Source organism: Candidatus Pedobacter colombiensis, from assembly GCA_029202485.1.
GTDB lineage: Bacteria > Bacteroidota > Bacteroidia > Sphingobacteriales > Sphingobacteriaceae > Pedobacter > Pedobacter colombiensis.
The window spans coordinates 1,562,447-1,583,450 of the sequence record CP119313.1 but is presented as its reverse complement, the minus strand read 5'-3'; the positions used below and the strand labels follow the sequence as shown (position 1 = coordinate 1,583,450).

Genomic DNA, 21,004 nt, shown 5'->3' with positions numbered 1-21,004 from the left:
AAAATGAATGATACAGCAGCAGCAAGAATCGTGATTATTGAAGATGATGAGACCATCAGAGAGGGCTATACCTACCTGGTTAATAACACTTCTCCTTACCAAGTGGTAAATACTTATCCATCTTTTGATACCGCCAGACATAAAATCGTAAAAGACAATCCTGATGTAATTATTCTTGATATACAGATGCCGGGAACCAGTGGAATAGATGCACTTCCCTTATTAAAAAAGCTATTGCCACAAGTGTATATTATTATACTAACTGTACATGAGACAGAAAAGGTCATCTTAGAAGCGCTGGCAAATGGTGCTGCCGGTTACTTCACTAAAAACACACCTTCTTTAAAAATCATTGAAGCCATTAAAGATGTAATGCAAGGTGGTGGGCCAATGAGCCCAAATGTGGCCAAAAAGGTCATCACATCACTACAAAAAAACCCGGATTCGCCACTTACCAAAAGGGAAACTCAAATACTTAATCTGATTACAAAGGGAAAGGATCGTTCGCAAATTGCTACAGAGTTATTTATCGAAACAGAGACTGTAAAAACTCACATTAAAAACATCTACCTTAAATTGAATGTTAATTCTAAGGCAGATGCTATAAAAGTGGCCAGAAGCAACAGACTGGTATAATTTACCGCTCCGTTATTCTTGTTTTACTTCGTTTACGGAGAAACTATTTCCATTTAACCGGTATACCAATGTCTTTACTTCACCGGCTTTAATCGTTGTATCTTTTGGATTTACGATAGGGAAAGTTCGAAATAAATCACCATTTTTAATGGTAAACTTATCGTTCCCTGCATAGATCTTCTTCATGTTACTGCTTAAAGGTGGAAAATTGATTTTCCTAAAATCACCACCTGCATATTCATAAACAATCAGATCAAGTACATTCTTCTTGCTGAGCAGCTCGATATAAATTTCAGGATTACCATCATTATCCATATCCATATTCCAGGCATCAGTAATAATTCCCTTACGCTCGCCTGACAAAGATTTATAATTGTTCTTTACAGAATCAGACATTAGTATCAAAAAGCCACCAATACTGTCTACACCTTTACCCCAGCTTACCACCTCAAAATTAAGTCCTGGTTTTACATTCAAGTCTTTATAAAACGGAAACTGGCCTGCTGCCTTTTTAACAGCTACCGCAGAAGTATCTTCCTTTACAAGTGCAACTTTTTGATTCGCTTTATTCCCACATGAAGCGAATAAAAGTCCTCCTGCTAATAACAGGGAATATTGTAATAAATTACTTATTTGTAAAACAATTGATCGTAGTTTTTTCATTATCGGGGCTAAGAATTAAGTTGTTTTTATGACTAAGATAAAAAATCTAATCATAAAAACACAAAAAAGGCAGGACCGTGAAATGATCCTGCCTTTTGATATTTTCTATTGGTAATTATAATACCACTTTTACATCATGTTCTTTAGCTGCTAAATAACGTTCTGCATCGAGCGCTGCCATACATCCGGAACCTGCAGCAGTTACTGCCTGACGATAGTAGCTATCCTGCACATCTCCGCTGGCAAAAACACCTTCAACATTCGTTAAAGTGCTTCCCCGAACTGTTTTTAAATAACCGGTATCATCCATATCTAACCAACCTTTAAATATATCGGTATTTGGCTTATGACCAATAGCAACAAAGAATCCCTCAACCGGTAAATCAGTCTCCACCCCGGTTTGGTTATTTACCACTTTAACAGCAGTAACATTTTTGCCATTACCTAATATTTCTTTAGTTTCCGTATTGTAAATCACTTCAATGTTAGGTGTGTTCATTACCCTGTGCACCATTGCTTTTGAAGCTCTGAATTCGTCTCTACGAACCAGCATATATACTTTTTTACAAAGTTTGGCCAGGTAAGTTGCTTCTTCAGCAGCTGTATCTCCTGCACCAACTATTGCAACATCTTGTCCTTTAAAAAAGAAACCATCACAAACAGCACAGGCAGAAACGCCAAAACCATTGTATTTTTGTTCACTTGGAAGGCCTAACCATTTTGCAGTAGCGCCAGTAGAAATAATTACAGTATCAGCAGTAATTGTTTTGATGTCATCTACTACAACTTTATGTGGCAATGAAGAGAAATCAACAGAACTTACATAACCGAAGCGGATATCTGTTCCAAAACGCTCAGCTTGTTTACGAAAATCTTCCATCATTTCAGGACCAGTGATTCCTGCAGGATAACCTGGAAAATTATCTACCTCTGTAGTTTGGGTTAACTGGCCACCCGGCTCCATACCTGTATACATAACCGGTTTAAGATCTGCACGAGCTGCATAAATAGCAGCTGTATAGCCTGCAGGCCCTGAACCTATAATTAAACATTGAACGTGTTCTACTTCTTCTTGTGACATATATTTTTTCTATTGTAATACAAAATTACGCTTTATCCCGCTATACACAAATAGCATTTTTGTAACAAATGCAACATTGTGATATATAGATTATAATAGATTTTAGGTTTGAATAACACCTACGTTAAACTGCTTTTTGATTGGAGATTGATTAGCAGCTTCAATCCCCATGGAAATCACTTTTCGCGTTTCTTTAGGATCAATAATCCCATCCACCCATAACCTTGCAGCTGCGTAATAAGGTGTTGTCTGACTGTTGTACCTGTCGGTAATTTCTTTTAGCAATTCGGCTTCCTTTTCGGGAGTAATCTCCTCTCCTTTTGATTTAAGAGAAGCCTCCTTAATTTGCAGCAATACCTTAGCGGCTTGCGCGCCACCCATTACAGCAATCTTAGCACTTGGCCAGGCATATATTAACCTCGGATCGTAGGCTTTACCACACATTGCATAATTACCGGCACCATAAGAATTCCCAATCACAATGGTGAATTTTGGAACAACAGAATTAGCAACCGCATTTACCATTTTTGCGCCATCCTTAATAATGCCCCCCTGTTCTGAGCGGCTACCTACCATAAAACCGGTCACATCCTGTAAAAACACCAGAGGTATCTTTTTTTGATTGCAGTTCATGATAAACCGGGTAGCCTTATCCGCGCTATCAGAATAAATCACCCCGCCAAACTGCATCTCCCCTTTTTTAGATTTAACAACCTTACGCTGATTGGCAACAATGCCAACAGCCCAGCCATCTATCCTGCCCAGTCCACAGATAATGCTCTGTCCATATAGTTCTTTGTATTCTTCAAATTCTGAATCATCCAGCAAACGCTGAATAATATCCCGCATATCATAAGGTTTTTCCCTGTTTTCAGGCAATACACCATATATTTCTTCTACATCCAGCTTTGGTAATGCCGGTTTGATCCGGTCAAACCCCGCGACCTCTGGTGCGCCCAGCTTATTCATGATGTTACGAATGCTATCTAAACAAGCCTGATCATTAGGATGCTTATAATCAGTTACACCCGATATTTCGCAATGTGTTGTTGCTCCACCAAGGGTCTCATTATCGACATCTTCGCCTATAGCCGACTTAACCAGATAGGACCCCGCTAAAAATACAGAACCCGTACCATCAACGATCATTGCTTCATCACTCATGATAGGCAAATAAGCACCACCTGCCACACAAGAACCCATAATTGCAGCAATCTGCACGATACCATCAGACGACATCAGCGCGTTGTTTCTAAACATCCTTCCAAAATGCTCTTTATCAGGAAAAATCTCATCCTGCATCGGCAGATAAACACCCGCACTATCTACCAGATAGATCACAGGAAGCCTATTTTCCATAGCAATTTCCTGCGCTCTTAAATTCTTTTTAGCGGTCATAGGAAACCAGGCGCCCGCTTTAACTGTAGCATCGTTCGCTACAATCATACATTGTCTCCCCGATACATAACCAATGCCACATACCACACCTGCTGAAGGACATCCGCCTTGCTCCGCATACATATCCTCAGCAGCAAAGGCTCCGATTTCCAAAAACTCAGACTCCTTATCAATCAGGTAAGCAATACGCTCTCTGGCCAGCAACTTTCCTTTTTCTTTTTGTTTAGCCGCACTCTTATCTCCTCCACCTTTATATATTTTCTTAAGCCTGGTTTTTAGCTCAAAAACCGATTGCTTATTAACATCCTCATTTTTATTGAATTCTATATCCATCTGGCCAAGTTAAATTATATTTTTATGGGGAACAAAAGTCCGTTTCGGGCTTTGGTACAAAGACCCTTAAACGCAATAATGGGTCCGATTATTTTTTTAAACAACCGGACCCATTATTTATTTTAGTGTTAAATATTACTCAGCAGTATATTTCTTAAATATAGAAGTAGCAGTATGTCCACCAAAGCCAAAAGTATTATTTAACACGTAATTAACCGGTTGTTTAATAGATTTACCAAGAATGATGTTCATTCCCTGTGGAATCTCAGGATCTAATTCTTTCGTATTGATTGTTCCCGGAATGATGTCATCTTTTACAGACATGATACTGATGATACTTTCAATTGCACCAGCCCCACCCAGCAAATGTCCGGTCATAGATTTTGTAGCGCTAATGGCTACAGGCAAATCACCAAAGATCTTTTTTATCCCGTTTAACTCACCAATATCACCTAATCCGGTTGATGTAGCATGCGCATTGATGTAATCAATTTTATCGGCAGTAATTCCGGCATCAGCTAAAGCTTTTGCGATACCTAATGAAGCACCAAGGCCATCCGGAGGCGTACCGGTCAAATGATAAGCATCAGCAGCCATACCACCTCCTACCATTTCGGCATAAATATGTGCACCCCTTGCGATAGCGTGTTCGTATTCTTCCAATATTAATGCACCGGCACCTTCACCGATCACAAAGCCATCTCTATCCTTATCAAAAGGACGTGATGCAGTAGCATGATCATCATTTCTTTTAGACAAAGCATGAGCTGAATTAAATCCTCCTACCGATGATTCTGTTATTGCAGCTTCCGATCCACCGGCAACCATAATGGTTGCTTTACCTAAACGGATGGTATCAAATGCACTAATGATCGCCGTATTTGAAGAAGCACAGGCAGACACAGTAGCATAATTTGGTCCATGAAGTTTATTTCTGATGGAAATTACGCCAGCAGCAATATCAACAATCATTTTAGGAATAAAATACGGACTAAACCTTGGGGTACCGTCTCCTAAATGATATTCTTTCAATTGTTGTTCAAATGTGCTGATTCCACCGTTACCGGAAGCCCAGATCACACCAACCTCATATCTTTCCACCTCAGGCATAGCCTCAAAATTTAATCCTGAGTCTTTAATCGCCTGATCACTCGCAGCAATAGCATACTGAGTATATAGATCGTACTTTTTTAGCTCCTTTTTGTCGACATAAGCTTCTGCATCAAAGTCTTTAACTTCGGCAGCAAAATTAGTCTTGAATTTTGAAGTGTCGAATTTTGTGATAGCTGCAACACCGCTTTTACCGGCTACAATGTTATCCCAAAATTCTTTTACTGTATTTCCCACCGGGGTTACAGCACCTAAACCTGTCACTACTACTCTTTTCATATTTACTTGTTACTTTATATCAAAACAAAAGTTGTTTTGAACAATTTATCTTATTATTAAAAATCTATACGACACACTTTCCAGCGCCAAAAATAGATGTTTTTCGGCATTAAAGCTATTCCGACTTTGCCCCTTATCTCTTTCAAGTTCATTTTAAGCACTTTAACAATGTTTAATTAAGGATAATCGGCAAAAAAAATTAATTATCAAGCCCTAATTAATATACAAATTATTAAAGAAGAAGTTTTTTTATGCAAAAGATTATAAAATAAACAAGGCCGGTATCCACCGGCCTTTGTTTAATTATTAACTACCTATTTTCGTTTTTTTATGGATAGTATTGTTTACTTATTTCTTAAAAGCTGCTAAGCCACTTTTAAGATAAGCTGCGTATTCTTTAGCATCAAAATTAGCGCCCTGAACAGGTACTAAAGGATTTAAATCATGTCCTGCCAATACATATAAAGGCTGAGCATTAGAGGCATATCTTGTAGCCTGAAAATCGAGGTTCCAGTACCCCAGGTCATCCGTCTTACGTTTCAAAATATCTGAATAATGAACTTTCTCTGCAGACATCTTAATGTTGCGATCATCAGCATACAGTTGGATCAATACATATTCTTCTTTGATCAGGCGACCAACTTCTTTGTCCACCCAAACCAGATCTTCCATTCTACGGCAGTTTACGCAGGTATGTCCGGTAAAGTCAAGCAAAACAGGTTTATTCACCTTCTTCGCATATTCCAAACCTTCGTCCAAATCAAAGAATGGGCGAAATCCTACAGGTGCCTTTAATGACTCACTATATTTTACTTTAGCAGGAAAATCAGTCGATGCAGTACTTGAAGTTGATGAGCCACCTTCATTCAAGATAAAATCCTGGGTATTCATCGGTGGAGCAAGTCCACTCAGCACACTCACTGGTGCTCCCCATAAGCCAGGAACCATATACATAGCGAATGAAAAGGAAAGGATGGCAAAGAATAATCTTGGTACGGATACATAAGGAACATCACTATCATGTGAAAACTTGATCTTACCAAGGAGATAAATTCCCATCAAGATAAAGATCACAATCCACAATACCAGGAAGATCTCTCTGTCAAACCATTCCCAATGCCATGCCAAATCAGCCGACGAAAGGAATTTTAAAGCCAAAGCCAACTCCAGGAATCCCAGACATACCTTTACACTATTTAACCAACCTCCTGATTTAGGCATACTGCTTAAGAAGCCAGGGAATACCGCTGATAAAGTAAATGGCAATGCTAAAGCCAATGCAAATCCAAACATACCAATAGCAGGTGCCAGCAATTCACCTTTAGAACTAGCTTGTACTAATAAAGTACCGATAATTGGTCCTGTACAAGAGAAAGATACTAAAGCTAAAGATGCGGCCATGAAGAAAATACCACCAAGACCTTTACTGTTATCTGCTTTATTGTCTATTTTATTGACAATAGAACTCGGCAAGGTGATTTCAAAAGCTCCAAAAAAGGAGATGGCAAACACCACCAATAAGATAAAAAACAAGAAGTTAAATAAACCACTGGCGCTTAAAGCATTCAATCCTGCAGATCCAAATATTACAGTGATCAACAAGCCAAAGGCTACATAGATCACAATTATAGAAAGACCATAGATTAAAGCCTGACCAACGCCTTTGCTTTGGCTCCCTGCCCTCTTTGTAAAATAACTAATAGTTAATGGAACCATTGGGAATATACAAGGCATAAGGAAGGCAAGAAAGCCACCTACAAGACCAGCAATAAAGGTTTCCCATAAGGTCTTTTCCTTTTCGGTTTTATTGACCTGAACATCGGTCTTGGTCGTTGTTACTGCTGTTTTAACAGTATCACTTACCGTTGTTGCCGGGACAACTACAGCAGTATCAACTTTAGCCGGAGTAACTTCGGGTGCCATTTCGGTAAACTCAAGACCAGCAGTCGAAGTATCAGCTTCCTGTGCGAAGGCACTACCAGAACCGAAAAATATTAAAAACCCTACGACAAGTACGCGCAAACTCATAAATATGTTGTTATTTAATCGCATTAAAAAACTGTTTTAATTTAAATCCTATACTATTTTAAACGACAAATTGGCTGATATCCTGTAAATATGGTATCGGTAGACACGAATGAATCTTTAATCGTTTCTTCTTTTACCAAATCGGTGCTCAGGTATTTTTTATTGCTATCGCTTAATATGGTCACCACCACCGCAGCATCGCCCATTTGTTCCTTTAACTTAATTGCACCAATCACATTTGCGCCTGATGAAATACCTACAGCCAAACCGAGCTCTTTTGCAAGTTTTTGTGCCATAATGATTGCGTCACCATCATTAGCCTGAATCACCTCATCCAATTCATCCAGCTTTACAATTTGCGGAATAAATTCATCTGAAATACCCTGTATACGGTGGCTACCCACTTTATATCCTGTGGTTAAAGTCGGACTTTCTGCTGGCTCTAAAGGATGGATTTTAACCTCTGGATTGTGGAATTTTAACCCTTTGCCAACGCCCATTACCGTACCACCCGTTCCAACTCCTGCTACAAATGCATCAGGTTTTAAACCGTTTAATTTCAATTGCTCCCAGATCTCCATTCCTGTAGTTTTCTCGTGAGCTTCTTCATTATATCTGTTTTCAAACTGCCTTGGTAAAAACACACCTCCAGCCTCAGCAAGCTCTTCGCACATTTTAATACTACCCAAAAAACCACCTTCTTCTTTGCTGATCAGAATCACCTCTGCACCCATACTTCTGATGATATCAATACGCTCCTTGCTTAACCAGTTTGGCATAATGATCTTAACCAGATGTCCTAAAGCTCTACCAATAGCTGCAAAAGCAATACCTGTGTTACCACTGGTAGCCTCAATAATAGTATCGCCAGGTTTAATCGCACATGATTTATAGGCTTCATACATAATGTTCAAAGCCATTCTGTCTTTTACACTTCCTGTAAGGTTATAGTGCTCGCACTTAACATAAACTTTTCCCGGCTTTCCTTTGTACACATATTGCAATTCCAGCATTGGAGTGTTACCCACCAGGTGCCATAAATGCTCAAATTTATTGGTAAGATCAGCAGTTAAACAAGCCTGCTCTTTAGTTTCAACTAACATGTTTTCGATTAAATAATTTTTCGGTAAAAATCAATAACACAAGTTATAATAACAATGCTTACCTTTATTTCCGGAAATTTTCCAGAAAAACAACAATAAACATCAATTTCTTTCAGCCGACCTTAAAATTTACCAAGGCAGACTGTTTTTTTTTCATTTCAGCGATTCAAAATGCAAACCGTATTAGACCCAATAGATCTAGAAATTCTACGCCTCTTACAGAAAGATGCTACATTAAACAACAAAGAACTGGCCTTTAAGCTTAATAAATCCATCGCAACAGTACACGAAAGAATCAGACGTTTAAAAGAACAGGGATATATCCAACGTATTGTTGCAATTCTGGACAGAAAAAAAATCAACAGGAATCTGATTGCGTTTTCGCACGTGTTTTTAAAAGCGCATACTGCTGAGACCCTGGTAGAATTTGAGACTGAAGTGGCTAAGTTCAGCGAAGTAATGGAATGTTTCCAGATGACCGGAGCATATGACTTTATCCTGCGGATCGCAACCAGTGATATGGATGCCTATCATCTTTTTTTAAGGAATAAGCTAGCCACCCTACCCAATGTAAGTACAGTGCAAAGCTTTTTTGTGCTTTCTGAAACGAAAAGTGACACAGCTTATCCCTTATAAGAATAACTAATCCTTTAAATTATGATTTCTTTTTACCTTCAATATTAGGTAGGAATCCGGTAAAGATTCCTATCAATGGAAGGAATGCACAGATGTGGAATACATAAGTAATGCTGGTCTGATCGGCCAATTTACCTAGGAGAGCTGAGCCTAACCCACCCATACCAAAAGCAAAGCCAAAAAATAGTCCGGCAATCATACCCACTTTACCCGGAACAAGCTCTGTGGCATACACCAGAATAGCAGAGAATGCAGATGCAATGATTACACCAATGATAACAGACAATACACCTGTCCAAAATAAAGACACAAATGGTAGCAACAATGTAAATGGCGCTGCACCAAGTATGGAAATCCAGATGATGTATTTTCTTCCAAAACGGTCACCCAAAGGCCCTCCGATTAATGTTCCGGCCGCTACTGCACCTAAAAAAGCGAACAGATAAACCTGTGATTCCTGTACGGAAACATGAAACTTATCAATCAGATAAAAAGTATAATAACTGGTCATGCTGGCCATATAAAAGTACTTTGAGAAAATTAATACCATTAAAATTCCCATTGAAAATGCAACACGTTTCTTTGTAAAAGTATGTTTGATTTCGGTAACGACATGCTTATTTCTTTCCTTAATAGCCAACTGTTGCTGGTACCATTTGGCAACTTTAGAGAGTATGACAATGCCTACAACAGCGACCAATGAAAACCAAATAATATGGAACTGTCCATTAGGCACCACTATAAGTGCTGCAAGTAAAGGCCCTATTGCACTTCCTGCATTTCCACCCAATTGAAAAATAGATTGGGCCAATCCCTTTTTACCACCAGATGCCAGGTGAGCAACCCTCGAAGATTCAGGATGGAATATGGATGAGCCAATACCAATTAAGCTTACCGCAAGCAAAATATTAATAAAGCTGGAAGCAAATGATACAGCAACAAGACCAACAAGGGTGAATGCCATAGCTATAGCCAACGAATAAGGTCTAGGTCTTTTATCAGTATAAAGGCCAATAAATGGCTGTAAAATAGAAGCCGTAAGCTGATAGGTTAAGGTAATGAGTCCGATTTGAGTAAAGCTTAGACTAAACTTTTCCTTCAAAATCGGATATACTGCCGGAATTACAGCCTGTAACATATCATTAATCAGATGTGTAAAGCTGATGGTAAATAAAATAGAAAAGACCGTTTGCTGGGCCAATTGTTTAGGATCAAGGGTAGTAGTTGTAGTTGTTTCTTTCATGCTTTATTGGGATACGTGTCCGATTATTTTTGCGGCAATGCTCCATGCTTTCTTAGCGTCGCCCGCGATAATACTTTTTAACAATTGTTCATGGATGATATAAGTCTCTTCAAATACCCTGGTATCCGGATAGATCTGCAAAAACCAATTTTTAAGATGTATAGAAGCAGATCTGTAAAGATCCGCCAGAATTTCATTTTTGGAAGCCTCTGCTATTGCAATATGAAATTGCACATCTGCCTCAATGCAATCTTCCAATAAACCTGCAATAGCGGCCCTTTTTCTTGCCTCCAAATGTGTCTTGATTGCAATGATATCTGAATCTGTTCTGTTAATAGCTGCTTTTTCTGCGATTTTCATTTCAAGCAGCTGCCTAACTTCATCCAGATCCTGCACATTGGCGCGTTTTAGTCTTTGCTCCATTGGTTCCCTGCTGCCAGTAGATTGTTCAACAAAGGTCCCTATCCCTTGTTGTACCCTAAGTAAACCAGAATTGGCTAATATCTTTATGGCTTCTCTAATGGTAGATCGGCCCACACCAAAGCTCTTCATCAATTCGGGCTCAATTGGTAATTTTTCATTTACCCTATATTTCCCAAAAGAAATTTGCTCCTGTATCTTGGAGGCTACTTCGTCTGCAAGTGATTTTCTCTTAATCAAGTTACCTAAGTTAAATTCATCATATCATCAGATGAATTTCAAAGGTATAAATTTATTAGATGGTTTAAAGAACTTTTTATGATTATCCAACATAACAGCATTTTCTATTTGATATATTCCTTAAAAAAGCGACATTGACCTCAGTTAAATAGCTCAGCACATGCAAAAAATATACATGGGTGACGCAGGCCCTAAAGTTTCTCCTGCAGTTTATGGTTTTTACAGATGGAATGAAGTAAAAGATGCCGCTAATGTTTTAAAAAAAATCGTACGGCTCTGCTTAGAACTGGGGATTAACACTTTTGAACATGGCGACAGCTATGGCTCTTATCAATGTGAGATGTTATTTGGTGATTTGCTTAAAGAAGGAACTTTCAAAAGGGAAGATATCGTATTGTTTAGTAAATGTGGACTAAGAGTACCTGACGCACAAAATCCGGATATCAGGGTAAAGCATTATGATACTTCAGCAGCCCATATCACAAAAAGTGTTGAATCATCATTAAAAAAACTAAGAACAGACTATTTAGATATCTTTTTACTGGATAAGCTTGACCCCATTTCTAATCTGGAAGAAACGGCTTTAACTTTGGAAAAACTTAAAGACTCCGGAAAAATTAAAAGTATTGGTGTAGCCAATTTCTCTGTTTTTCAGCATCAATTGCTGGCCTCCTATTTAACCAAGCCAATTGTAACCAATCATATTGAATTGAACTTGCTTAGGACGCAGGCTTTAGACAATGGTCAGCTTGACTATATCAAACAACGCTATATGCGCCCATTAGCTTACGCCCCACTTGCCGAAGGCAGAATAGCTGCCGGTACAGACCAACAGGCTATAAAAGTTCGCGAAAAACTGGAAGAGCTGAGCGTAAAATACAATGCCAATATTGAGTCCCTTGCTGTAGCCTGGTTGATAAAATTAGGCGCCTTACCACTTATTGGCACAACCAATGAACAAAGGATTAAAAATGCTGCCAATGCCTTTACAATAGATCTGGATCATCAGGATTGGTACGACCTGTATAATGTATCGGTAGCCAATTAATTTTTAATCAGGTTCTAGCCAAAATGGCGTACTTTAATACCTAACCTATTTCGCATAATTTGTTTTCAGAACACTATATTTGCAGTGCATAAAAGGGACCATTTTATCCTTTTTTTTACTTTAAAACGCATAGAAGAAAATATATGAAACACGGACTTTTGATAGACATGGATGGGGTTATTTATAGCGGCGAAACTTTAATTGAAGGCGCGGATAAATTCATCAATGGCTTGATTAAAAACGATATCCCTTTCACCTTTATGACTAACAATAGTCAGCGTACAAGGCTCGATTCGGTAAGAAAGCTTAAACTCCTTGGCATTGAGGTTACTGAAAACCATATTTATACCAGTGCGATGGCTACTGGTAAATTTTTGGGCGATCAGGGCAAACACGGTACAGCCTATGTTTTAGGCGAAGGTGGTTTATTAACCAGCTTACACGAAAATGGCATTAGCCTTGTGAATAGTGACCCCGAATTTGTGGTTTTAGGAGAAGGAAGAAACTTTACACTAGAAATGGTTCAGCGTGCTGTGGACATGATTCTGTCGGGAGCAAAATTCATCACCACCAACAGAGACCCTTCGCCAAAAAAACCGGGATGGAGTAACCTGGGCATTGCAGCAACTACGGCAATGATTGAAGAGGCTACAGGCCGGAAAGCTTTTGTAATCGGTAAGCCTAGTCCGGTGATGATGCGATCAGCAAGGAAGTATTTAGGTCTGGAAGCAGCCGAAACGACCGTAGTTGGTGATACGATGGAAACTGATATTCAAGGTGGTGTACAAATGGGCTACAAAACTATATTGGTACTCTCGGGTATAGCAAAGAAGGAAAAACTAACTCATTATGCCTTTAAACCCGATTTAATTGTAAGTTCTGTTGATCAGATTACACTTCCATTAAAATGGTGGTAAAATAATTAAGGCCGTATAAGTTGTTAATCACCTATACGGCTTTTCACTCCCCTTTCATTTACTTTATACCATTTTCCGGCCTCATATAAAGCACCTTCAAGTTTGCCTTTATGCTGGTTTGTGTCAATTCCCAACACGCTCCCATTATAGTAAAACCCGACATTTGTTTCCGTAATTGTGTGTCCAACTATGATTCTGTTTACCTGATATAAGGACAGTGTTTCTTCTACCTCTTCCAGAGAAGCTTTTGGTTCCTGAAAATAGCCTCTATACCAAAACAATGATGACTGTGCCTCTTCAAACAATTTCCATATTGCCTTATCGACAAAAAGATCTGGCTGTTTAACTTTATCATAATAAGGGCGACAGCGTTCGTTTATTTCCTTAACACTTATTTTTAGCTTATTAATTTCTGGTGCCATCCCAGCATGTAAGCAGAGATTGTCGCCAATCTTTTCAATCAGATTCTTACTTCTCAACCAACGTCCAAGCTCTGAGTCTACGCCATAAAGCGTCATATAGTCTACTCCCATCAGCTTGGCATTGATAAAATACTTTGGCATTACATAACGTAGATCACCACTCAGGTTGATAATGTCATGGTTCCCCAAAATGGTATGTAAGTATCCTCCTTTGGCTTTGGCATCCTGTTCCAATTTATACAATAACCAAATAACTGCGACTACATCGCTGCCGCGATCAAACAGATCGCCACAAATAACTACATGACCAGTGCTAAAGATCCAGTTATACTTGCTATCTATCACCTTATTGGCGACCAGCAACTTTCTCAGCTCTTCAAACTCTCCTTCTATATCAGACAAAGCCAATAGCTTTTCCGGCTGCTTAAATTCCGAAGGTTCATTTTTAAGCACCGGCTGAAGTTTTACAGAGAAATCCCAATCAGGATGATCAGAAAAACTAACCTTAACCGGAACTTCAACTTTTTCCTTTTCTGCAAATGTCTGAATCGTGGATTTTGGAATACCCTTTTCAGGATGAATACTCCTTACAAGAACATTCCCTCCTTGATAGAGCACATAAGGTCCATCGTTCCGGTTTCCAGAATCTTCATCCGGGAAACCGGCCAAAGAAAATAAATCAGCCATTAATATTGATGCCATCTTAGCTAAAACATTCGTACTTTTCCTTAGTTTGTTAATCCTAATATTTAATTTGTAGGGTAATTTGTTTACATTAGAGTAGTCCTTATTAAGTTTTATGCGGTTTCCTATCTTATTATTTATTTTTTTCGGGCAACTTAATCTTTATAGTTCGGAGCCAGTTATACAATTAAACAGCGCTCTAACGTACTGTAATTTAGGTAAACACATTTCTTATTTTGAGGATAAAACCTCCCAGCTTACACTTAGTCAGATACAAGAGCGCTCTGAAAAAGGGCAATTTAAAAGAGGACAAACTGATATCCTGAATTTGGGAAATACCAAATCAGCCTTCTGGATCAGAATTGATTATATAAGTAGTAGTTCCAACAGAGATTATTTAATATTGGACGTTCCTAACATTGACTATATTGATCTTTATATCAACACCGATAGCGGTATGATGCACAGAGTCTCTGGTGCTATCCACCCATGGAGAGAGGGAGTAATCATTACAAATAATTATATTTTCGTATTACCTGCCCAAAACCATATGCCTACCACACTGTGGCTTAGACTAAAGACCAATAACATACTTATTGCGCCCATCAAAATAGCCAATTCAGAGAATTTCGTCCCTGGAAAATCAATAAAAAATAACCTTGAAGTTATATACATCGGGGTATTGCTAACGCTATTTTTATTTAACATTTTTCTGTATTTCAGTTTAAAAGACAGCACTTACTTGTATTACAGTTTGTATGTGCTATCTCTTACCATTTATGCGGTCCTCTATTTGAGAGGATATAGCTATTTATTAGGCAACGATGTACGAATCCTGCTTAACCGTTACCCTCATGGTTTCCTCGGGATATCCATCATAGCATCAATACTATTCTCTAAAAAATTCCTCAACCTCAAAAGCCTCTTTAAACCATCGGTTCGGGTTTGTGATTTTCTTATTGTATGCTGCATTGTTATGATATGCGTAAGTGTTACCGGATTTAAAAGCATTGCATCTATGATGGCTCAGGCTACTGCATTGGCTGGATCAATCGTTTTGTGGAGCTGTGGACTTATCGCTTACAGAAAAGGGCATAAGCCTGCAAAATATTACATTTTAGCCTGGTCATTTATTCAAGTCACCGTCGTAGCAGTAGTATTAAGTTTGGAGGGAATACTTACCTATCATGATTACAGCTTTGAGTTCGTACCTATAGGCTCTACTATTGAACTTCTATTGCTTGCTTTTGCCCTGGGTGATCGCTATCGGACTATTATACGCAATGAACAATTGATAAAAGACGAGAATTTTTCTTTAATACAAACACAAAATCATCGTTTGGAAAAACTAGTAGAAGAACGCACCTTGAAGCTTAGTGAAACTATTGAACAGTTGGAGACTTCGAACTCAGTAAAAAACAAGCTATTTTCTATTATTGCCCACGACTTGAGAAGCCCTTTTAACAGCTTAATCAGCATTTTTTCCTTAAAAGATATGGACTTGCTCACCTTGGATGAGCTTAAAATACTGCTGAATGAAAACAAAAAAAATATAGATACCATACACAATACCCTTAATAACCTTTTATATTGGGCAAAAAGTCAAATGGAGGGTGTTAAAACGCTTCCCGTAGCCTTTAACATCAAACAACTTATTGAAGAGCTTGCACTGGTTTATTCACCACTTATACAAGCAAAAGGAATTACCATCAACCTCCATGCAACAGATCAATTTATAGTGTTTGCTGACGAAAATCAGATTCAGTTGGTGCTTCGTAACCTAATCGACAATGCCATAAAGTTTACCCCTTCCTCGCATGGAATTGGTATTACTTTAACACACAATATGTATTCCATAGAAATCTGTGTAAGCAATACCATTTCTAAAACAAATGCGTTAAATATTGAAAGCATTACCAATCCTGATGCTTTTGAGGCCACTTATGGTACTGGCCATGAAAAAGGTGTAGGTCTTGGATTGCATTTGTGCAGAGAGTACATTAAAGAAAATGGGAGCGAATTGCGGGTTAAAATAAGTGGCAGGTTGGTTTCATTTTGCTTTGAGTTACCCCGCGCTTAATTCCAAAAACACTATTATGGCATAATAATCGTTTACATTTTGCAACGAAACACAAATACCTGCAGATGAAAACCAAGTTGTTCCTATTTTTTTTGCTCTGCCATACGGCTATATATGCACAACCATTTATATTCCCCGCCCTTCCAACATACGGAAAATCTCTAGAGTCTCTTATCCCTTCCAATTGGAAGGTGATCGACAGTGTATCCGGTGACCTGAACAATGACAATGTAAAGGACATTGCATTTGTGCTTGAATTTTACAGACCAGTAAAAGAAAACAGAGCTTATGGGGATAATGATACTGAAATTATTACGGAAGTACAAAAGCCAAGAATGCTAGCTATATACTTTAAAAAATCCATAGGTGGCAATTACCGATTAGCCACTCAAAACAACAATTTCATACTAAGATCGGAAGAAGGAGGAGTCATGGGTGATCCATTACGTCCTATGCGCATTGAAAATAACCAGCTTGTATTATCTTTTGAAGGCGGTGGAAACTGGCGCTGGAAATTGAATTATGCCTTTAAATACCTGGATAAAGACTGGCAGTTGGTTCAGGCTAATAACTACGCCTATCATGATAGTTCAGGCGAAATGAATGATAAGCAATACGATTTTGTAAATAAAACGCGTAAAGTGGTAAGTGGAAAGATGAACGAGAATGCATCAGCAAATGACACTTTTGAACAGCCCTTAACCATAAAAACACTGCGTACATTTAATAACTTCAAAAAGCCCTGGACCTGGGAAATTAACAAAGATGAATTTTTATAGCAAAAAGGGCTGTTAAAACAATATTTTAACAGCCCTGTATAATTTATAACCTTGTTACTAACGGGAGTAATTTGGTGCTTCTTTGGTGATTGAAATATCATGTGGATGACTTTCTCTCATTCCTGCAGCAGTAATACGAACAAATTTAGCTTTCTGCAAATCTTCAATTGTAGCTGCACCACAATAGTGCATTCCTGCCCTTAAACCACCAACGTACTGATAGATAACTTCTGCCAATGTACCTTTGTACGGTACGCGACCTACAATACCTTCCGGTACCAGTTTAGTAACGACATCAGTCTCATCCTGAAAATAACGATCTTTAGATCCTTGTTGCATCGCCTCTACAGACCCCATACCTCGGTAAGATTTAAACTTACGTCCTTCATAAATGATGGTCTCACCTGGCGATTCCTCTACACCTGCAAATAATGAACCTGCCATGATTGCATTTGCACCGGCTGCTAATGCCTTAACAATATCGCCAGTTTGCTTAATACCACCATCGGCAATAACCGGAATTCCTGTACCCTCAAGTGCTTTTGCACATTCAAATACAGCATATAACTGAGGTACACCTACCCCGGCAATGATCCTTGTAGTGCAAATAGAACCCGGGCCAATACCAACTTTAACGGCATCAGCACCTGCTGCTGCCAAAGCTCGTGCGGCATCGGCTGTAGCAATATTACCTGCAATCACCTGCAACTCAGGCCATCTTTCTTTAATGGCTTTCACCATATCAATTACACCCTTCGAATGACCATGTGCCGTATCTACTGTCACTACGTCGACCCCAGCCTGTACTAGTGCTGCTACGCGATCAATATTATCTGCAGCAACACCTACAGCAGCACCAACACGTAAACGTCCGTGTTCGTCCTTACATGCTTTAGGGTAGTTTTTATATTTCTGAATGTCTTTAAAAGTGATTAATCCGGCTAAACGGCCATCTCTATCAATAACTGGTAGTTTTTCAATTTTATAATCCTGTAAAATCTCTTCAGCTTGTAAAAGCGTTGTGCCTTCAGCAGCTGTAATCAGGTTTTCTCTGGTCATCACTTCCGAAACTTTGCGCTGCATATCTTTCTGAAAACGCAAATCTCTATTAGTAATGATACCTACCAGCTTGTTATCTGCATCGATAACAGGAATTCCTCCGATCTTAAAATCTTTCATGATCTGGAATGCATCAGCAACTTTAGCATTTGCATTTAAAGTAACCGGATCCTGGATCATTCCACTTTCTGAACGTTTTACTTTTCTTACCTCCTCTGCCTGACGCTCAATGCTCATGTTCTTGTGCAGCATACCGATGCCACCTGCCTGGGCAATGGCAATAGCCAAACCAGCTTCGGTTACAGTATCCATAGCAGCAGAAACGATAGGAACATTAACCCGTATTTTTTTCGTTAAGAAACTTCCGGTATCCACATCACGTGGCAAAACTTCAGAATAAGCTGGCACTAATAATACATCATCGTACGTTAGTCCTTCGGCAATAAATTTATTGGGATCGAGTTGCATAGCAAATAATTTAAGAGTTACTATTTGCCGGGCAAAAGTACGATTATTGTTACGATTACGCAATAGTTTTGCAAATAAAGCTTGATGGCCGCAAAAAATTACAATTAAATTAACTATGTAGGTATGAATGTTAAAGTTTTTTGACTTTTTTCGAAGTCCGCTTTTATTTTTTAGTTTTATAACCTAAGCGCTAAACAAATGGATAAATACAGCGTTGTTAAGAATGACACCAAATTACCATTAAAAGCCTGTAATGAAACTATATACAAGGAACAGAAAATACATAGAAAAAGGATTGAAATTATTGAAGTACAACGATCAATGGTTGTGGGGGCCTTGACGGGGCATTCCTGGGGGGTTGCCGGGGCCTTGACGGGGCCCTAGCCTATTTAAGATCGGGGCAACACCTTATTACATCCTCAAAACATAGAATAGTCCATGTTATAATCAAAAAGATGTAAATTGGACCAACACAAATCTAACTGATACATGAAAAAGCTTTTCTCTCTCGCTATTCTGATCACTTTCTTTATAGGCGTAAATGCCCAGAGCTTTAAATACGCCTTTGTTACCGATACACATGTAGGGTCTATTACCGGTGAGGAAGACTTAAGAAGGACTGTGCGTGACATCAACAAACAAACTGATCTTGATTTTATAGTGGTTACAGGTGATGTAACCGAAATGGGCACTAAACAAGAAATTAAGATAGCCAAAGAAATTTTAAGTGAATTGAAAAAACCCTGGCACGTGATTCCGGGTAATCATGATACGGGATGGTCTGAATCTGGTGGCGTTGATTTTATTAAAGCATTTGGCGATGACAAGTTTATATTTGATCATAATGGCTATCGATTTATTGCCTGTGCCTCTGGACCATATGTAAGAATGTCTGACGGTCACATCCCAAGAGATGCCGTTGTTTGGTTGGATAAAGTGCTAAAAAGCACTCCGGATACCATGCCAGTAGTTTTTCTAAACCACTACCCTCTTGACAATGGTTTAGACAACTGGTACGAAGCTATTGACAGGATAAAGAAATATAACATTCAATATGTGATTTGTGGACATGGTCACACTAACCAGTCGCTTAATTTTGAAGGTGTGCCGGGTGCAATGGGCCGCTCTAACTTAAGGGCTAAGGATACGCTGGGCGGTTATAACATTGTAACCATGGATGGTGATTCTGTATTATTCGCAGTTAAAAAACCAGGTTTGTCAATAGAAAAACCATGGAGAAAAATTGCACTAGGAAAATTTATCGGGGCAAACACAGATAAAGTTGAAAGACCTTCTTACGAGCTAAACACCATTTTTCCAGAGGTTACAAAAGCCTGGACCTACCATGCCCCCGCTAATGTAGTACTTACTCCGGCAACGGATGGTAAGCTTGCCATATTTGGGAACAGCATTGGCGAGGTAGAAGCCTTAAGTATAGAAGACGGCAGCAAAAAGTGGACTTTCAAAACAAATGGTGCTATTTACTCTTCACCGGCAATAGCTGATGATATCGTTGTAATTGGATCAGGAGATGGCAGCATCTATGCCCTTAAGATTAATACTGGTAAGCGAATTTGGAAATTAAAAACCGGAGCCTCCGTTTTAGGGTCCCCCATAATTGAAAAAGACATTGTTTACATTGGAGGGAGTGACAACCATTTCAGGGCTATTAATATCAAGACAGGTAAACAGCTATGGGCCTTTGGTGGTGTTGAGGGAGCCATTGTTGGCAAACCTTTATTATACGAAGGTAAAGTAATCTTTGGATCATGGGGCAGGCATTTATACGCCTTAAACCAAACCAATGGAGCATTATTATGGAAATGGAGCAATGGTAATGCAAACCGCATGCTTTCACCAGCAATGTGTACACCAGTTGCGCACAATGGCATTGTTTACGTTGCAGCTCCGGATAGGGTACTGAATGCTATAGATGCCAATAGCGGTACCTCACTATGGCGAAATAAGGAAGCTACTGTACGCGAGTCTATTGGTATTTCTGAAGATGGCTCGATGATTTTTGGTAAAACCATGAACAACGATGTTGTAGCATATAAGACACAAGCAACAGATCCAGGTGTAGCCTGGAGATTGAACATGAATTTTGGTTATGAGCACGCGCCCTCTATGCTGATTGCAAAAGATAAACAGGTCTTTTTCGGCACAAGAAACGGTGTAGTTTATGCTTTTGATCCGGAATTGCGCAGAACTATATGGGCACATAAAATTGATAACTCCATGATAAACACCGTAAATATTTTGAGTACAAATGCTGTTTTAGTAGCAACAATGGATGGCGTAGTAACTTTGTTAAAAATTAAATAAATAAATTCTTTTCTTTTTGTGATATATGGTATAATTGCGTAAATAAATTATC

18 protein-coding genes are annotated in these 21,004 nt (G+C 38.9%); 8 read left to right on the top strand and 10 right to left on the bottom strand.

What is annotated here, in order from left to right; translation table 11 throughout:
* The first annotated feature begins 3 nt into the window (after positions 1 to 3).
* Entirely contained in the window at positions 4 to 636 is a 633-nt protein-coding gene (locus tag P0Y49_06660; GenBank protein ID WEK20815.1) for a response regulator transcription factor, read from the top strand.
* Positions 637 to 648: 12 nt separating this feature from the next.
* Here the strand turns inward: P0Y49_06660 and P0Y49_06655 are convergent, their stop codons facing one another.
* The 6 genes from P0Y49_06655 to P0Y49_06630 all read right to left on the bottom strand — a co-directional run bounded on the left by P0Y49_06655 (position 649) and on the right by P0Y49_06630 (position 8,631).
* Positions 649 to 1,299 (bottom strand): hypothetical protein, encoded by a 651-nt coding sequence (locus P0Y49_06655; GenBank protein ID WEK20814.1) that lies wholly within the window; start codon positions 1,297 to 1,299, stop codon positions 649 to 651.
* A 115-nt stretch (positions 1,300 to 1,414) separates the two neighbouring features.
* Positions 1,415 to 2,380 carry a thioredoxin-disulfide reductase gene (gene trxB / locus P0Y49_06650; GenBank protein ID WEK20813.1) on the bottom strand — a complete coding sequence of 322 codons (966 nt, stop codon included), beginning with the start codon at positions 2,378 to 2,380 and terminating at the stop codon, positions 1,415 to 1,417.
* 102 nt (positions 2,381 to 2,482) lie between these two features.
* A complete protein-coding gene (locus P0Y49_06645; protein WEK20812.1) occupies positions 2,483 to 4,111 on the bottom strand; it encodes a carboxyl transferase domain-containing protein in 1,629 nt (542 codons plus the stop codon).
* 135 nt (positions 4,112 to 4,246) lie between these two features.
* Positions 4,247 to 5,500, bottom strand: coding sequence for a beta-ketoacyl-ACP synthase II (gene fabF, locus P0Y49_06640; GenBank protein ID WEK20811.1), 1,254 nt, complete (start codon positions 5,498 to 5,500; stop codon positions 4,247 to 4,249).
* 348 nt (positions 5,501 to 5,848) lie between these two features.
* Complete coding sequence (locus tag P0Y49_06635; protein WEK20810.1) at positions 5,849 to 7,528, bottom strand: cytochrome c biogenesis protein CcdA; 1,680 nt, start codon at positions 7,526 to 7,528, stop codon at positions 5,849 to 5,851.
* Between the two features lie 53 nt (positions 7,529 to 7,581).
* On the bottom strand, positions 7,582 to 8,631 hold the full coding sequence (locus P0Y49_06630) for a PLP-dependent cysteine synthase family protein (protein WEK20809.1): 1,050 nt from the start codon (positions 8,629 to 8,631) through the stop codon (positions 7,582 to 7,584).
* 171 nt (positions 8,632 to 8,802) lie between these two features.
* On the opposite strand from P0Y49_06630, the gene P0Y49_06625 reads away from it, so the two are divergent.
* The gene (locus P0Y49_06625) at positions 8,803 to 9,267 is read left to right on the top strand and encodes an Lrp/AsnC family transcriptional regulator (protein ID WEK20808.1); all 465 of its coding nucleotides are present in this window, start codon (positions 8,803 to 8,805) and stop codon (positions 9,265 to 9,267) included.
* Between the two features lie 19 nt (positions 9,268 to 9,286).
* Here P0Y49_06625 and P0Y49_06620 read toward each other — a convergent pair whose 3' ends face one another.
* Together P0Y49_06620 and P0Y49_06615 are read right to left on the bottom strand one after the other, a co-directional pair.
* Positions 9,287 to 10,510, bottom strand: coding sequence for an MFS transporter (locus P0Y49_06620; protein ID WEK20807.1), 1,224 nt, complete (start codon positions 10,508 to 10,510; stop codon positions 9,287 to 9,289).
* A gap of 3 nt (positions 10,511 to 10,513) precedes the next feature.
* Complete coding sequence (locus P0Y49_06615) at positions 10,514 to 11,170, bottom strand: FadR/GntR family transcriptional regulator (GenBank protein ID WEK20806.1); 657 nt, start codon at positions 11,168 to 11,170, stop codon at positions 10,514 to 10,516.
* 160 nt (positions 11,171 to 11,330) lie between these two features.
* On the opposite strand from P0Y49_06615, the gene P0Y49_06610 reads away from it, so the two are divergent.
* A complete protein-coding gene (locus tag P0Y49_06610) occupies positions 11,331 to 12,218 on the top strand; it encodes an aldo/keto reductase (GenBank protein WEK20805.1) in 888 nt (295 codons plus the stop codon).
* 143 nt (positions 12,219 to 12,361) lie between these two features.
* Positions 12,362 to 13,135 (top strand): HAD-IIA family hydrolase, encoded by a 774-nt coding sequence (locus P0Y49_06605; protein ID WEK20804.1) that lies wholly within the window; start codon positions 12,362 to 12,364, stop codon positions 13,133 to 13,135.
* A gap of 23 nt (positions 13,136 to 13,158) precedes the next feature.
* On the opposite strand, the gene P0Y49_06600 is transcribed toward P0Y49_06605, so the two are convergent.
* Complete coding sequence (locus P0Y49_06600; protein ID WEK20803.1) at positions 13,159 to 14,259, bottom strand: metallophosphoesterase; 1,101 nt, start codon at positions 14,257 to 14,259, stop codon at positions 13,159 to 13,161.
* 97 nt (positions 14,260 to 14,356) lie between these two features.
* Here P0Y49_06600 and P0Y49_06595 point away from each other — a divergent pair, with 97 nt between their 5' ends.
* Positions 14,357 to 16,321, top strand: coding sequence for a sensor histidine kinase (locus P0Y49_06595; GenBank protein WEK20802.1), 1,965 nt, complete (start codon positions 14,357 to 14,359; stop codon positions 16,319 to 16,321).
* A gap of 65 nt (positions 16,322 to 16,386) precedes the next feature.
* The gene (locus P0Y49_06590; protein WEK20801.1) at positions 16,387 to 17,100 is read left to right on the top strand and encodes a hypothetical protein; all 714 of its coding nucleotides are present in this window, start codon (positions 16,387 to 16,389) and stop codon (positions 17,098 to 17,100) included.
* A 57-nt stretch (positions 17,101 to 17,157) separates the two neighbouring features.
* Here P0Y49_06590 and guaB read toward each other — a convergent pair whose 3' ends face one another.
* Entirely contained in the window at positions 17,158 to 18,627 is a 1,470-nt protein-coding gene (gene guaB, locus P0Y49_06585) for an IMP dehydrogenase (protein WEK20800.1), read from the bottom strand.
* A gap of 198 nt (positions 18,628 to 18,825) precedes the next feature.
* Here guaB and P0Y49_06580 point away from each other — a divergent pair, with 198 nt between their 5' ends.
* Positions 18,826 to 19,011: a hypothetical protein gene (locus P0Y49_06580; protein ID WEK20799.1), complete on the top strand. Its 186-nt coding sequence runs from the start codon at positions 18,826 to 18,828 to the stop codon at positions 19,009 to 19,011.
* Positions 19,012 to 19,116: 105 nt separating this feature from the next.
* Positions 19,117 to 20,952, top strand: coding sequence for a PQQ-binding-like beta-propeller repeat protein (locus tag P0Y49_06575; GenBank protein ID WEK20798.1), 1,836 nt, complete (start codon positions 19,117 to 19,119; stop codon positions 20,950 to 20,952).
* Positions 20,953 to 21,004: the final 52 nt, after the last annotated feature.

Bases quoted from the DNA above. Each gene is read 5' to 3' on its own strand.
- P0Y49_06605 (WEK20804.1), top strand. From the start codon at position 12,362: ATGAAACACGGACTTTTGATAGACATGGATGGGGTTATTTATAGCGGC.
- P0Y49_06600 (WEK20803.1), bottom strand. From the start codon at position 14,259: ATGGCATCAATATTAATGGCTGATTTATTTTCTTTGGCCGGTTTCCCG.
- P0Y49_06620 (WEK20807.1), bottom strand. From the start codon at position 10,510: ATGAAAGAAACAACTACAACTACTACCCTTGATCCTAAACAATTGGCC.
- P0Y49_06610 (WEK20805.1), top strand. From the start codon at position 11,331: ATGCAAAAAATATACATGGGTGACGCAGGCCCTAAAGTTTCTCCTGCA.
- P0Y49_06660 (WEK20815.1), top strand. From the start codon at position 4: ATGAATGATACAGCAGCAGCAAGAATCGTGATTATTGAAGATGATGAG.
- P0Y49_06580 (WEK20799.1), top strand. From the start codon at position 18,826: ATGGATAAATACAGCGTTGTTAAGAATGACACCAAATTACCATTAAAA.
- guaB (WEK20800.1), bottom strand. From the start codon at position 18,627: ATGCAACTCGATCCCAATAAATTTATTGCCGAAGGACTAACGTACGAT.
- fabF (WEK20811.1), bottom strand. From the start codon at position 5,500: ATGAAAAGAGTAGTAGTGACAGGTTTAGGTGCTGTAACCCCGGTGGGA.
- P0Y49_06590 (WEK20801.1), top strand. From the start codon at position 16,387: ATGAAAACCAAGTTGTTCCTATTTTTTTTGCTCTGCCATACGGCTATA.
- P0Y49_06635 (WEK20810.1), bottom strand. From the start codon at position 7,528: ATGAGTTTGCGCGTACTTGTCGTAGGGTTTTTAATATTTTTCGGTTCT.
- P0Y49_06645 (WEK20812.1), bottom strand. From the start codon at position 4,111: ATGGATATAGAATTCAATAAAAATGAGGATGTTAATAAGCAATCGGTT.
- P0Y49_06595 (WEK20802.1), top strand. From the start codon at position 14,357: ATGCGGTTTCCTATCTTATTATTTATTTTTTTCGGGCAACTTAATCTT.
- P0Y49_06625 (WEK20808.1), top strand. From the start codon at position 8,803: ATGCAAACCGTATTAGACCCAATAGATCTAGAAATTCTACGCCTCTTA.
- P0Y49_06630 (WEK20809.1), bottom strand. From the start codon at position 8,631: ATGTTAGTTGAAACTAAAGAGCAGGCTTGTTTAACTGCTGATCTTACC.
- P0Y49_06655 (WEK20814.1), bottom strand. From the start codon at position 1,299: ATGAAAAAACTACGATCAATTGTTTTACAAATAAGTAATTTATTACAA.
- P0Y49_06575 (WEK20798.1), top strand. From the start codon at position 19,117: ATGAAAAAGCTTTTCTCTCTCGCTATTCTGATCACTTTCTTTATAGGC.
- trxB (WEK20813.1), bottom strand. From the start codon at position 2,380: ATGTCACAAGAAGAAGTAGAACACGTTCAATGTTTAATTATAGGTTCA.